The 11,984-nt window shown below is 71.6% G+C and carries 14 protein-coding genes and 1 pseudogene; 8 read left to right on the top strand and 7 right to left on the bottom strand.

What is annotated here, in order from left to right; genetic code table 11:
* Nucleotides 1–84: 84 nt before the first annotated feature.
* From AC07A4_RS19490 to AC07A4_RS19500, 3 genes are read right to left on the bottom strand one after another with little or no spacing between them, the layout of a single operon-like run.
* Nucleotides 85–1,119, bottom strand: coding sequence for a hypothetical protein (locus AC07A4_RS19490; RefSeq protein ID WP_478600060.1), 1,035 nt, complete (start codon nucleotides 1,117–1,119; stop codon nucleotides 85–87).
* Nucleotides 1,112–1,519, bottom strand: a complete 408-nt coding sequence (locus tag AC07A4_RS19495; RefSeq protein WP_478600062.1) for a PadR family transcriptional regulator — start codon at nucleotides 1,517–1,519, stop codon at nucleotides 1,112–1,114. Before AC07A4_RS19495 ends, AC07A4_RS19490 begins: the two co-directional genes overlap by 8 nt.
* Before the next feature lie 44 nt (nucleotides 1,520–1,563).
* Nucleotides 1,564–2,112, bottom strand: a complete 549-nt coding sequence (locus AC07A4_RS19500; RefSeq protein ID WP_478600065.1) for a tellurite resistance TerB family protein — start codon at nucleotides 2,110–2,112, stop codon at nucleotides 1,564–1,566.
* Between the two features lie 378 nt (nucleotides 2,113–2,490).
* On the opposite strand from AC07A4_RS19500, the gene AC07A4_RS19505 reads away from it, so the two are divergent.
* The 5 genes and pseudogenes from AC07A4_RS19505 (at nucleotide 2,491) to AC07A4_RS19525 (ending at nucleotide 4,897) form a co-directional block, all read left to right on the top strand.
* Nucleotides 2,491–2,697 (top strand): hypothetical protein, encoded by a 207-nt coding sequence (locus AC07A4_RS19505; RefSeq protein WP_478600068.1) that lies wholly within the window; start codon nucleotides 2,491–2,493, stop codon nucleotides 2,695–2,697.
* The gene (locus AC07A4_RS19510; protein ID WP_478600070.1) at nucleotides 2,681–3,205 is read left to right on the top strand and encodes a DUF6879 family protein; all 525 of its coding nucleotides are present in this window, start codon (nucleotides 2,681–2,683) and stop codon (nucleotides 3,203–3,205) included. The genes AC07A4_RS19505 and AC07A4_RS19510 overlap by 17 nt, the downstream gene beginning before the upstream one ends.
* Nucleotides 3,189–4,025 carry a helix-turn-helix domain-containing protein gene (locus AC07A4_RS19515; protein ID WP_478600072.1) on the top strand — a complete coding sequence of 279 codons (837 nt, stop codon included), beginning with the start codon at nucleotides 3,189–3,191 and terminating at the stop codon, nucleotides 4,023–4,025. Before AC07A4_RS19510 ends, AC07A4_RS19515 begins: the two co-directional genes overlap by 17 nt.
* A 199-nt stretch (nucleotides 4,026–4,224) precedes the next feature.
* On the top strand, nucleotides 4,225–4,401 hold the full coding sequence (locus tag AC07A4_RS19520) for a hypothetical protein (RefSeq protein ID WP_478600075.1): 177 nt from the start codon (nucleotides 4,225–4,227) through the stop codon (nucleotides 4,399–4,401).
* A gap of 39 nt (nucleotides 4,402–4,440) precedes the next feature.
* A pseudogene (locus AC07A4_RS19525) lies at nucleotides 4,441–4,897 on the top strand (hypothetical protein).
* 61 nt (nucleotides 4,898–4,958) lie between these two features.
* On the opposite strand, the gene AC07A4_RS19530 reads toward AC07A4_RS19525, so the two are convergent.
* Nucleotides 4,959–5,534, bottom strand: a complete 576-nt coding sequence (locus AC07A4_RS19530) for a TerD family protein (protein WP_058846294.1) — start codon at nucleotides 5,532–5,534, stop codon at nucleotides 4,959–4,961.
* 239 nt (nucleotides 5,535–5,773) lie between these two features.
* Between AC07A4_RS19530 and arfB the strand changes: the two genes are divergently transcribed.
* The gene (gene arfB, locus AC07A4_RS19535) at nucleotides 5,774–6,208 is read left to right on the top strand and encodes an alternative ribosome rescue aminoacyl-tRNA hydrolase ArfB (RefSeq protein ID WP_478600078.1); all 435 of its coding nucleotides are present in this window, start codon (nucleotides 5,774–5,776) and stop codon (nucleotides 6,206–6,208) included.
* A 104-nt stretch (nucleotides 6,209–6,312) separates the two neighbouring features.
* On the opposite strand, the gene AC07A4_RS19540 is transcribed toward arfB, so the two are convergent.
* Complete coding sequence (locus AC07A4_RS19540; RefSeq protein ID WP_478600080.1) at nucleotides 6,313–6,831, bottom strand: flavin reductase family protein; 519 nt, start codon at nucleotides 6,829–6,831, stop codon at nucleotides 6,313–6,315.
* 475 nt (nucleotides 6,832–7,306) lie between these two features.
* Here AC07A4_RS19540 and cdgB point away from each other — a divergent pair, with 475 nt between their 5' ends.
* Entirely contained in the window at nucleotides 7,307–8,974 is a 1,668-nt protein-coding gene (gene cdgB / locus AC07A4_RS19545) for a diguanylate cyclase CdgB (protein ID WP_478600082.1), read from the top strand.
* Between the two features lie 99 nt (nucleotides 8,975–9,073).
* The gene (locus AC07A4_RS19550; RefSeq protein ID WP_478600084.1) at nucleotides 9,074–10,036 is read left to right on the top strand and encodes a carbohydrate-binding protein; all 963 of its coding nucleotides are present in this window, start codon (nucleotides 9,074–9,076) and stop codon (nucleotides 10,034–10,036) included.
* Between the two features lie 67 nt (nucleotides 10,037–10,103).
* Here the strand turns inward: AC07A4_RS19550 and AC07A4_RS19555 are convergent, their stop codons facing one another.
* Nucleotides 10,104–10,958, bottom strand: a complete 855-nt coding sequence (locus tag AC07A4_RS19555; RefSeq protein WP_478600087.1) for a class II fructose-bisphosphate aldolase — start codon at nucleotides 10,956–10,958, stop codon at nucleotides 10,104–10,106.
* 46 nt (nucleotides 10,959–11,004) lie between these two features.
* Complete coding sequence (locus tag AC07A4_RS19560) at nucleotides 11,005–11,940, bottom strand: 1-phosphofructokinase family hexose kinase (protein WP_478600089.1); 936 nt, start codon at nucleotides 11,938–11,940, stop codon at nucleotides 11,005–11,007.
* Nucleotides 11,941–11,984: the final 44 nt, after the last annotated feature.

Genomic DNA, 11,984 nt, shown 5'->3' on the forward strand with positions numbered 1-11,984 from the left:
AAGCGCCAATGCCTTTCGGGGGGTGACAGGGGGCGGAGCCCCATGGTTCGGGAAGGGGCGGGCCTGGGGCGTCCCACGCGGGCCCTAGCGCCGCGCCGCGCGCCATTCTGACGCCGCCGACCACCCAAGCACCCCCACCGCCCCCGCCCACAACGGCACCCACCAGTCCCACGACACCCCGTCGCTCACCACCCGCTCCACGAACTGCACCCCGACCACCACCAGCAACGCCACCGCCCCCCACAGCTTCCGCCGGGCCCGCCGCCCCTCCTTACGGGGCCCGCCGGCCAACCGGTGGGCGTAGACCTCGACGTCCCCGAACGCGTCCACGGCCCGCTCCCCGGAGCCCGCCGCGCCCAGATGCGCCCGCGCCTCCCGCACGTGCCCGCGCGCCTCCGCCGCCGTCATGGCGTGCCGCCCGCGAAGGAGACCGCCGAGGCGGCGCAGCCAGGCCTCGTCGTCGTGGGCGCCCGGCGCGGACGCGAACCACCGGTCGACGATCCGGTTGGGGAACGCCCCGGCGGCCGCGATCCAGCCGACGCACACCGCCATCAGGACCGGCACGGGCACCCGGAACAGCGCGTCCTCGGAGAGCAGGGAGGCGACCCCGGCCCCGGCGGCGACGGCCGCGACGGCCCCCGCCCCGCAGCCGTACACGCCCTTGATCCGCCCGGCGGCCCACGCCACGGGCGCCCCGGCCACCAGCGTCACGGCGGCGACGACGGTGGCGAGGATCGCGAGGCCGCTGCCGCTGAGGTCCACCCAGAGCCCGTCGTCCAGCCACCGCAGGGCGCACAGGAGGAGGCCGACGGCGCCGAGCAGGCCGAGCGAGGCGGTCATGCGCTCGCCGGGGGTCAGGCCGTGGGCGTCGGTCCGCGCGCGGTGCTCCTCGCTGACGCGTTCCTCGGCGACGGCGCGCGCGTACGCGGCGGGCTCGCCGAAGAGTTCACGGGCCGGGCGGCCCTCCTCGCGGACGGCCTCGTGGACCTCGGCGAGCACCTCGTCGGCGAGCCCGGCGGGCGCGTCGTGGCCGAGGACGAGCCGCAGCTCCACGGCGGCGGCCCAGTCCTCGTCGTCCTCGCGGTCCCAGCGCGGTGCGTCCGCACGCGACTTACCCATGGTCGTTCCCCTCGCGCGCGTGCGCCGTGCCGTCGGCGGGCGCGGCGAGGGCGGCGACGGCACCGGTGAACGCCTGCCAGGCGTCCCGGTCCCGGCGCAGCCGCAGCCGTCCCGCCTCAGTGATCCGGTAGTACTTCCGCCCCGGGCCGCCGTCTCCCGCGCCCCACTCGGTCTCCACGGCACCTTCCTCCTGGAGGCGGGTGAGCGCGGGATAGAGCGTGGCGGCCTTCACGCCGGTGAGGCCCGCTTCGGCGAGCCGGCCGAGCAGGGCGTAGCCGTAGCCGCGCTCCTCGGTGTCGAGCACGCCGAGGAGGCACAGGGGGAGGGCCGCCCGGGTCCAGGCCGCCGGAACACCGGCCGCCGCGTCCACCGCCACCGGACCACCATTCCTCTCCTTCACCGACTATTACGGAACACAGAATAGTCGGTGAGCCGGAAGAGGCCTCAGAGGCCGAACTCCTGCGGCGAGAGCCCCAGCGCCGTGCACGCCTCCCGCAGGACCTGCTCCTCGGCCGGGGCGACATAGCCGTCGGCACCGGCGACGACGAAGCCCGTCTGCACGACCGCCCGGGCCTCCGCGGGCTTCTTCGCCGCCTTGGCGATCTCCTGCATGGCCTCGGCCTTGCCCTGCTGGAAGTTGAAGGACAGCTGGTCGGCGTGCTTGTTGAAGCGCTGGCGCAGCTGGTCGGGCGGGAAGTTCTGCAGGACGTCGTTCTGCAGGATCAGGGATTCCACGTGCTGGCGCTCCGCCGGGTCGACCGTGCCGTCGGCGGCGGCGACCAGGGCGCACATGGCCATGCTCGCGTCGCGGTAGGCGCCGCTCTTCAGCTCCGACTTCAGCGACGTGAGCTGGGACTTGAGCAGGCCCACCAGCTGCGCCTTCGAACCCCCGGACCGGCTGCCGCCGCTCGACCCGCCGTGCCCGGAGCTCCGCGAGCCCTGCCCCTGCTGCATGTTCTTGGCCTGGTCCTTGATGCGATCCCACATAGCCATCCGTGCCACCTCGGCTTCTGCCCGTGTCGTCCGTTCAACCGCGCGTTCCGCGCGCCGCCATGGCAACGCGGTCCGGTCCCATGGAAGTTCCCCCGCCCCGTCGAACTACCTCGCGGCGCCGTTGCTTTGTGGGTCACGTGCTGACTTGGTGTTGACCCCGTAGAGCGGCCCACACCTCGTGTCGGGCCTCTGCCGGCCACGCGTTGGTCACGTGACTCCCCTCGTACGACGCCTCGGGCATCGAGCGCTCGGTTCCGGGCCACCATGATCTTTATGCGAGTACGGGCATAGACGCGTGCACGCATGGACGCCGTCCTGCCTCCCTCGTACGGTCGCGGTCAACGGTCCAACCGGGACCAGCTATGAGGGGGTTTCAGCATGGCGCGCGAGGAACTGACCCGGCTTACCGGCAACGGGAACGGCACCTGCGGCGACGAAGACTGCCCGAACGTCTACCGGAAGGCGGACGGCTCGCTCGTCGTTCAGGGCAGCGTCTCCGAGGCGTTCACGCCGCCGTCCGGTGAGGCTCTGGTAGAGATCCCGGAAGAAGTTCTGAGGGAGGCTGTACGTGCTCTTGGATGGTGACGAGTGGCGTCGGCGGTTCGCCGAGATCAAGCAGGAAGCATGGCGACTCGAGACGCTGCCGCAGTACCTCGTACCTCACGAGGCGGAGGAGTTCGCGGCCTTCCGTGAGGGACGAACTCTGACCCCGTACACGGTCTCTCCGTACACGGAGCGCGTCTCGCGTCAGCGCGCCGAAGGGAAGCGGAACGGCCGGGTGCACATCGTGACGCAGCCGCTTTCTGAGTATCTGCGATTCGAGTTCACCCGCTACTACGGGGTCCATACCAGAGCCGGGGATGAGATCCGCATCCTCGACGTAACCCATCGCGCCAACCCGCTTGAGGGAGTTCAAGACTTCTGGATGTTCGACCGCGCAGAGGTAGTTCTCATGAACTACGAGGCGGACGGCAGGCAGATTAATCGCGAAATATTCGAGGGTGACGTGTCGCCGTACCTCGAATATCAGCGGATCGCCGTAAGTGAATCGGTCCCCTTCGAGGAGTACGTGAACGGTGGCCATCGAGCCTGACCAGCTTGACCAGTCCGGTCTAGAACTGGCGGCCATGCTCAAGCAGCTTCGAAAACAAGCCGGGCTCTCAGGAGTCCGGCTTGCTGCGCGTTGCAATATGTCTCAGTCCAAAATCAGCAGGATCGAAGGGAACAAGCTCCGCCCGTCCTTGGTGGACGTTGAGCAGATCCTGAAGGGAGTGGGAGCCTCGCGCGCCATCGCGGCGGAAGTGATGGCCATGGCTCGAATAGCCCAGACGGAATGGCAGGACCGCAAGGCCCTGCATCGGAAGGGGTTGGACAAGAAACAACTGGAGCTGGCCGGGCTGGAGGCCGCGACCACGGACTTCCGGTACTTCATGCTGTCCATGACCACGGGCTTGCTAGCCACGCCGGACTACATCAGGGAGAGCATCGCCCACGCTCCGCCGGCCCAACAGGCCAAGGCAGTCGGCATGAAGCTCGAACGACAGGCTGTACTACTCGACCGCTCCAAGCGGTTCACGTTCCTCCTCACCGAACAAGCCGTCAGATACCCGCTCGTGTCACCAGACGCCATGGCCATGCAGATCGACCGGCTGGCATCGCTCGCACTGCAGGCAAATGTTCGGATTGGTGTGCTGCCGAAGCGTGTGAAGTTCAGCAACATCCCGTTGAGTACGTTCACCGTGTATGACGATCGCCTGGCAACCATCGAGACGGACCTTGGTGCCGCCGTCTTCCGAGACCCGAAAGACGTTCGTTCACTCCTCGACCGGTTCACCGGTTACGAGGCACATGCTCTCTTCGATGACGACGCGCGAGAGCTATTGACTGAGTGGGCCTGGTCATTCCGTCAATGATCTTTATTCGGCAACGTGCATAACGCTAGAGGTTCCCGCCCGGTAGGCCGAGGATGTCTCCATGCCGACCGAACCGAAGAAGGACAGTCAGAAGGCGCCACCAGGTTGGCGGATGGACCCGATCCCCAGCCGTCCGGCGTTCCGGGATGGTGAGGGGAACATTCGTGTCCCCATGTGGCTGACGAAGAACGGTCGGCACATGGCGGACACGGAAATGGTCCTGCTTCCGTCAGAGGCGGCCTTGCTGGCCGACCATCTGGCCAGCGCTCTGCGAGACGGCTCTAGGGCTCCGCTGCACGAGCTGTTCCGGGGGTCCGCGACGGCTCTCGGCCCTGGCGTTGTGTACGTGTCGAAGCCGGAGCGGTACCAGTTCTGAGCCCGCCCCGTCACCGCTCTCCCACAGGAAGGCACACCCATGCCTGGAACCGACCTGTACAGCCTGCCCGACGAGGCCCTGCGGCGGCCCCCGAACCCCGATCCGCCCCCGGCGGACGGCAAGCCGGAACTGATCCAGCGGCACCGGGAAGTGACGGCGGAGTTCCCCGTCGTGGACCTTCCGCCGCTCGAAACGGCGTACTGGCTGATCAAGCCGGAGAAGCTGATCCGGGGCACCTGGGAGGAGCCGAAGGAAGCGGCGGCATGGCTCGGGGAACGGCTCGCCGCGTATGCGTCCCGGTTCGCCTCCGAGTCGGACCGCGACAGTACGCGGCTGGCGCTACTGGTCAGCTCCGCTGCCGAGCGGCTCGGCGGGGGCGGGGACGTGTCCCACGGGTTCTACCTCGAGCGACCCTTGTGGCTGTCTGTGGCCCTGGTGTGCTGCCCCCCCTCGCGCGATGCCGGGGCTGGCCTGTCCGCTCCTGAGCCGCACATGACGAAGACCCCCCAAGGGAAAGCTGGGGGGTCTTCGTGTTTGCCCAGGTCAAGGGCGTGACTTTAGACGTTGACGCCGAAGTCCTGGGCGATGCCCACCAGGCCGGAGGCGTAGCCCTGGCCGACGGCGCGGAACTTCCACTCCGCGCCGTTGCGGTACAGCTCGCCGAAGACCATGGCGGTCTCGGTGGCGGCGTCCTCGGAGAGGTCGTAGCGCGCGATCTCGGTGCCGCCCGCCTGGTTCACGATGCGGATGAACGCGTTGCGGACCTGGCCGAAGTTCTGCGAGCGGTTCTCGGCGTCGTAGATCGAGACCGGGAAGACGATCTTCTCGACGTCGGCGGGCAGGCCCGCGAGGTTGACGTTGATCTGCTCGTCGTCGCCCTCGCCCTGGCCGGTGACGTTGTCGCCGGTGTGGACGATCGTCTGGTCCGGCGTGGCCTTGTTGTTGAAGAAGACGAAGTGGGCGTCCGAGTAGACCTTCCCCTGGGGGTTCACCGCGATCGCGGAGGCGTCCAGGTCGAAGTCGGTGCCCGTGGTGGTGCGGACGTCCCAGCCGAGGCCGACCGTGACGGCGGTCAGGCCCGGTGCCTCCTTGGTGAGCGAGACGTTGCCGCCCTTGGACAGGCTTACAGCCATTGTTGGGAGTCCCTTCCCTAGTCGCCTATGTGCGGGCTTCACTCTGAGGGCGAAGCTACCGGCATCCCTATGAACGCCGCCGGGGGTAGCGAAGGTTCCATATGCCGCGTGTCTTCTTTGCTTTCTTTACCGAGGGCGGCCGGGGAAGGCGCTGAGCGGCCGGGTACGGCCCGTGTGCGGCCCGGGGCGCGGCGCAAAACCGGTGTCGCGGGGCGCCCGGGCGGGGGATCATAGGAGCCATGTCTGGTCGCGAGCACGTCATCCGCGGCTCGGTCTCCCTGCCGGAGGCCGAGCTCATGTGGCGTTTCTCCCGTTCGTCGGGGCCGGGCGGCCAGCACGTGAACACCAGCGACTCCCAGGTGGAGCTCCGCTTCGACCTGGCGCGGACGCGGGCGCTGCCCGAGGTGTGGAAGGCCCGGGCCCTGGAGCGCCTCGCGCCCCGCCTCGTCGACGGCGTCCTCAGCGTGCGGGCCAGCGAGCACCGCTCCCAATGGCGCAATCGCGACGCCGCGGCCACCCGCCTCGCCGCGCTGCTCGCCGAGGCGACCGCGCCGCCGCCGCGGCCCCGCCGCCCCACCCGCGTCCCGCGCGGGATCAACGAGCGCAGGCTGCGGGAGAAGAAGCAGCGCGGGGAGACCAAGCAGGGCCGGGGCCGCCCGGGCAAGGACTGGTAGGAGCCGCAGGGGACGTCTCCCGCCCCGCCCCGGCCGCGTGAGCGCCCGCCCGGAAGCCGCGCCCCGACCGAGCGCTCAGCCCGCCCTGGCCGGGCCGCCGCCCCCTAGCCGAGCTGGCGGTAGCGCCCCCGGAAGTACATGAGCGGCTCCCCGCTCGCGCTCGGCAGCTGAGCCGTCAGGACGCGGCCGATGACCAGCGTGTGGTCGCCCGCGGCCACCGTCTGCTCGGTGCGGCACTCCAGGGTGGCGAGGGCGCCGCCCACCAGCGGCGCTCCGGCGGCCCCGCCGCGTACGAAGGGGATGTCCTCGAAGAGCAGCCGGTCGCTGATGCGGCCCTTCATCGCGAAGCGGCCCGCGATGTGCCGCTGGCTCTCGGAGAGCACCGACACCGCCCACAGCGGCTGCTCGGCGAGCAGGTCGTCCATGCGGGAGCCCGCGCGCAGGCTGACCATGACCAGGGGCGGGTCCAGGGAGACCGACACGAACGCGGTGGCCGTCATGCCCACGTCCTCGCCGCCCGGGGCCATCGGGTCGTCCGGGTCCAGCGGGGGCTCCTGGGCCGTCACCAGGACCACGCCCGCGGCCAGGCGGGACATGGCCGCGCGGAACTCGTCGTTGCTCACCCCCACAGGATGGGGGGTCGACGGGTCCGGCGGGCTCTGCGTCTTCAAGGTCAGGTCAGCAACCACACGAGTGACGCTAGCCCCGGGAAAGACGCCCCCGCATCGGCCCCCGGGCCGATGCGGGTCCTAGGCCGAGTCCTAGGACCAACAGCCCCAACCCAGCCCCCCAACCCAGCCCCCAACCCAGCCCCCAACCCCGCCCGCGCCCGGCACCGCGATTCCCAGGTGTCCCATTAGCTCAAGCAAGCCTCAAATCCCGGACCCAAACAGGCCTTCCCACCTGTGACTTGAGTCACAGGACCCATATTTTGTTGACCCTGTGTACCGAGTGGGCAGCTCGCTGTGATTCAGTGACCGTGGCAATCAGACAGACGCTGAGGGCACGGAAGAACGGCACCGTACGAACTCATACAGACCGGACACTGAGGACGCTGCGGATCCTGGAGTTGCTGTCGAGGTCTCGGGGAGAGCGAGCATGGAGACCGAGTCGGAGCCGTACGTCCGTCTTGCGACCCTGCGGCAGCTCCATCAGGTGGTGGCCGACCTCAACACGGCCCGCAGCCTCGCGGACACGCTGCAGACCGTCGCCGACGGCGTGGTCAACGGCCTTGGCTATGAGCTGGCGTGCGTCAACCTCGTGCGCCCGGACGGCGATCTCGTCGTCGCCGCCTTCGCGGGCAACCCCGCCGCCGAGGCCCTCATCACCGGCCGCGTCGGCTCCCGCGAGTCCTGGGAGCGCCGCCTGACCATGGGCGAGGCCTGGGGCGCGCTGCGCTTCATCCCGCACACCGAGGGCTGGATACTCGACGAGGACGACGTGCCGCAGTGGTACACGGAAGGCCCCGAGCCCCGCTTCGAGGACGAGTGGCACCCCTCCGACCGCCTCTTCGCCCCCATGTACGCGACCGGCTCCGCGGGCGGCGAACTCCTCGGCGTGATCTCCGTCGACCGGCCGCGCAACGGCCGCAGGCCCGGCGCCTGGGGCCGCGAAGCCCTCCAGATGTACGCCTTCCAGGCCGCGATCGCCATCAGCAACGCCCGCCTGCGGGCCAACATGCAGCGCGCCCTCGTCCGCCTGGAGCGCGAGCAGCAGGCCCTGCGCGCCAGCGAGGAGAGCTTCCGGCAGGCCTTCGAGTACGCGCCGAGCGGCATGGCCATCGCCGAGATGGGCGGCGACCAGCACGGCCGCATCCTGCGCACCAACGACGCCCTGTGCCGCCTCCTCGGCCGCCCCGCCTCCCAGATGCGGCGCTACTCCTTCTCCGACCTCGTCCACCCCGAGGACATCGGCACCCTCCTGCGCACCTCCGCCGAGGGCGGCCGCGCCGAGCTCCGCTTCGGCCGCCGCGACGGCACCTACGTCTGGGTCTCGCTGCGCAACTCCGTCGTCGCCGACGCGGCCGACGGCCCCCGCTTCCTGCTCACGCACGTCGAGGACATCGAGGAGCGCAAGCGGCGCGAGCTCCAGCTCGCCCACCGCGCCTCGCACGACTCGCTCACCGGCCTGCCCAACTCCGCCGAGCTGCGCGCCCGGCTCAGCGCCCGCCTGTGCCGCAGGCCGCACGCGGGCCGCCCGAGCGCCGTGGACTCCCTCGACGCGGCGTACGACCACACCGGCCTGTACGGCAACGCCCACGGCCACGCCGCCGGAGGGCACGGGCACGCTCCGGCGGACCCGGGCGGGGACTTCGACCACCACGTCCACACCGTCGCCCCGCCCGAGGAGAGCGAGGCCGACGACGGCACCAAGGGCCTCGCCGTCCTGTTCTGCGACCTCGACGGCTTCAAGTCCATCAACGACCGCTTCGGACACCACACGGGCGACGCCGTCCTCATCGAGGTCGCACGCCGTCTGACCAGCGGCGTCCGCGACGGCGACACCGTGGCCCGGCTCGGCGGCGACGAGTTCGTGGTGCTCGCCGACGGGCTCGGCAGGGCCGACGCGCAGGACCTCGCGGTGCGGCTGCGCAACGCGATCATCCCGCCGATCCGGGTCGAGGGCCGGGCCGTGCGCGTAGGCGCCAGCTTCGGCATCGGCTGGGCCCACTGCGGGATGTCGGCGGACGAAGTGTTGCACTCGGCCGACCAGCGGATGTACGTCGAGAAACGTTCCCGTGCCAAGCAGCACCGGCGAGCCGGGTGACCCGCGGGCCGCTGGCGGGACGGCGTCCACCGGGCCCGGGGCGGTCCCCCGGAGCGGGTAGGCTCGCCCGCATCCGCGACGCGAGGGAGTGACCTGCGAATGACGCCCGGCAACAACGGCGAGCAGACGCCGAGCACGCCGCAGGGCGACGACGACCCGTTCGGCTATCTGTACGCCGACGGCCAGGCGTCCGGCGCCACCCCGCCCGCGGGCGGCGGCTACGGCTACCCCGGACCCCGGTCCTCGTACCACCAAGTGCGCCCCGTCGGCGAGCGGCAGTACGGCCAGCAGACCCAGCCGGGCGGCTACGGCTACCCCCCGCAGGCGCAGCCCCACGGCCAGCCCAGCGCGCACTACGCCGCCCCCGAGGCGCAGCCCGGCGTCACCGCCCCGATCCGGCAGGCGCCGCCCGCGCCGCCCGCCGGGCGCGGCCGCGGGCCCAACACCAAGGGGCTGCTGATCGGCGCGATCGCCGTCGTCGCCGTGGTGTCGCTCGGCATCGGCGCGGCCATGCTGTCCGGCGGCGACGACGAGGGCGACGACAACAAGGCGGGACCCTCGCAGCGCCAGAGCGAGTCCGCCGGGCCGAGCCCCACCACCTCCAAGACCAAGGACAAGCCGGACGCCGCCGAGCTGCCCGAGACCGACGCCAAGGCCCTCAAGCTGGAGGGCGGCACCACGACCGCGTCCGACGTCAAGGGCGCCAGGGCCGCGGGCGGGGTGTACGTCGCCGGGCTCAACCAGGTCGGCGCGCAGGCCACCTGGACCGTCAACGGCATCCCGAAGGACGGCGCGTACACCGTGTTCGTCGGGTACGGGGTGCCCGGCAAGGCGGCCGAGACCACGCTCGTGGTCAACGGCACGCCTTCCGACCGCAAGCTCAACATGGACAACTTCGCCCGCGCGGGCGACGGCGCGTGGGACAAGGGCTGGACCCAGACCTACGCGTTCGTCCAGCTGAACAAGGGCACCAACACGATCACGGTGTCCTGCCAGCAGGGCGACAAGTGCGATGCGAATTTGGACCAGTTCTGGCTGAAGCGCGGCCATGTGACGAAGTAGCTCCTGGCCAGCAAGTCCCAGCCCGTCCGGCGTTTGAGGACAAGCGCGTTAGCGCGGTTCGGTGACCTCAGGCGACCACGTGGAGGAAGTCGGCCACCACCGCGGCCATCGCCCCCCGCGCAGGGGCCAGGTACTTGCGGGGGTCCACCACCGCCGAGTTCCCCGCACCCGAGAGGAACTCCCGTACCGCCCCGGTGAACCCCGTGTTCAGGGCCGTCCCCACGTTCACCTTCACCACGCCGGAGGCGACGGCGGCGCGGATCTCCGCGTCGGGGACACCGCTGGACCCGTGCAGGACCAGCGGCACGGGAACGGCCGCGCGCAGGGCGCGGATCAGGTCGTGGTCCAGGGCCGCCGTGCGCTCCGTCATGGCGTGGCTGGAGCCCACGGCCACGGCCAGCGCGTCGACCCCGGTGTCGGCGACGTACGCGACGGCCTCGCCGGGGTCCGTGCGGACGCCGGGCGCGTGCGCGTCAAGCGGCGCCTCGCCCTCCTTGCCGCCGACGCGGCCGAGCTCCGCCTCCACCCAGATGCCCCGCTCGTGGCCCCACCGCACCGCGTCCGCCGTGGCCTTGACGTTCTCGGCGTAGGGCAGCTTCGAGGCGTCGAACATCACCGAGCTGAAGCCCTCGGCGTGGGCCGCGCGCAGCAGGTCCACGTCCGTGACGTGGTCCAGGTGCAGGGACAGCGGGGCCGTGGACGCGCGGGCCACCGCGGTGGCGGCCTGGGCGAGGGGGGCGAGGCGGCCGCCGTGGAACCGCACGGCGTTCTCGGATATCTGGAGGACCGCGGGGGAGCCCGCCCGCTCCGCGCCGAGGGCCACGGCCTCCGCGTGCTCCAGGGTGATCACGTTGAAGGCGGCGACGCCGCGCCCCTCGGCGCGCGCCCCGTCGATCAGCTCGCCGGTGGTGAGCAGTGGCACGGTGTCCCCATTCCCGGGCGCGCACGGCCCGCTCAGTCAGGCCTCGCTACGCCGTCGACGCCCTGCCGCTCACGGTGACCCCGGCAAGCACGTCGTCGTACACCTTCCGGTCGAAGTCGCCCGCCACCGGCGCCGCGACCGTCGCCGCCGAGAGCGCCACCGCGCGGGCGAGCCGCTCGGGCCAGGGCAGTCGCTCCACGAGCCCGGAAAGCAGGCCCGCGACCGCCGAGTCGCCCGCGCCCGTCGGATTGCCGCGCACCGGCGCGGGCGGCGCCGCCCGCCACGTCCCCTCGGGGGTCGCGGCGAGCAGCCCTTCGGCGCCGAGCGAGGCGACGACCGCGTGCGCGCCCCTGCGGCGGGCGTCACGGGTGGCCTGGGACGGGTCGTGGGCGCCGGTGAGTTCGGCGAGTTCGTCGGCGTTCGGCTTGACGATGTCGGGGCGGGCGGCGAGGCCGCGGCGCAGCGGCTCGCCGCTGGTGTCGAGCAGCACGGGGACGCCCGCGGCCCGCGCCGCGCGGACGAGGAGGGCGTACGCGCCGACGGGGACGCCCGGCGGCAGGCTGCCGCACAGGGCGACCGCGGCCACGCCGTCGCCGCGCACCAACGCCTCGTACGCGTCGAGGAATCCGGCCCACTCGGCGGGCGTGACGGCCGGGCCCGGCTCGTTCAGCTGGGTGGTGTCGCCGGTGCGGGTGTCCACGACGGCGAGGGTGCGGCGGGTTGCGCCCGCGACGGGGCGCAGCGCGTCGGTGACGCCGGGGACGCGCGCGAGGTGGTCGCGCAGGGTGCGGCCGGTGTCGCCGCCCGCGAAGCCGGTCGCGGTCACCGGATGGCCGAGCGCGGCGAGCACGCGGGCGACGTTCAGGCCCTTGCCGCCCGCGCGTTCGGTCACCTCGGTGACGCGGTGCGTGGCGTGGGGCGTGAGCTCCGGCACGTGGTACGTGAGGTCGAGGGCGGCGTTCAGCGTGACCGTGACGATCACCGCTTCACCCCCGAGAACCAACGCACGTACCCCTTAAGGCTTTC

The organism is Streptomyces sp. NPDC043996, from assembly GCF_056435225.1.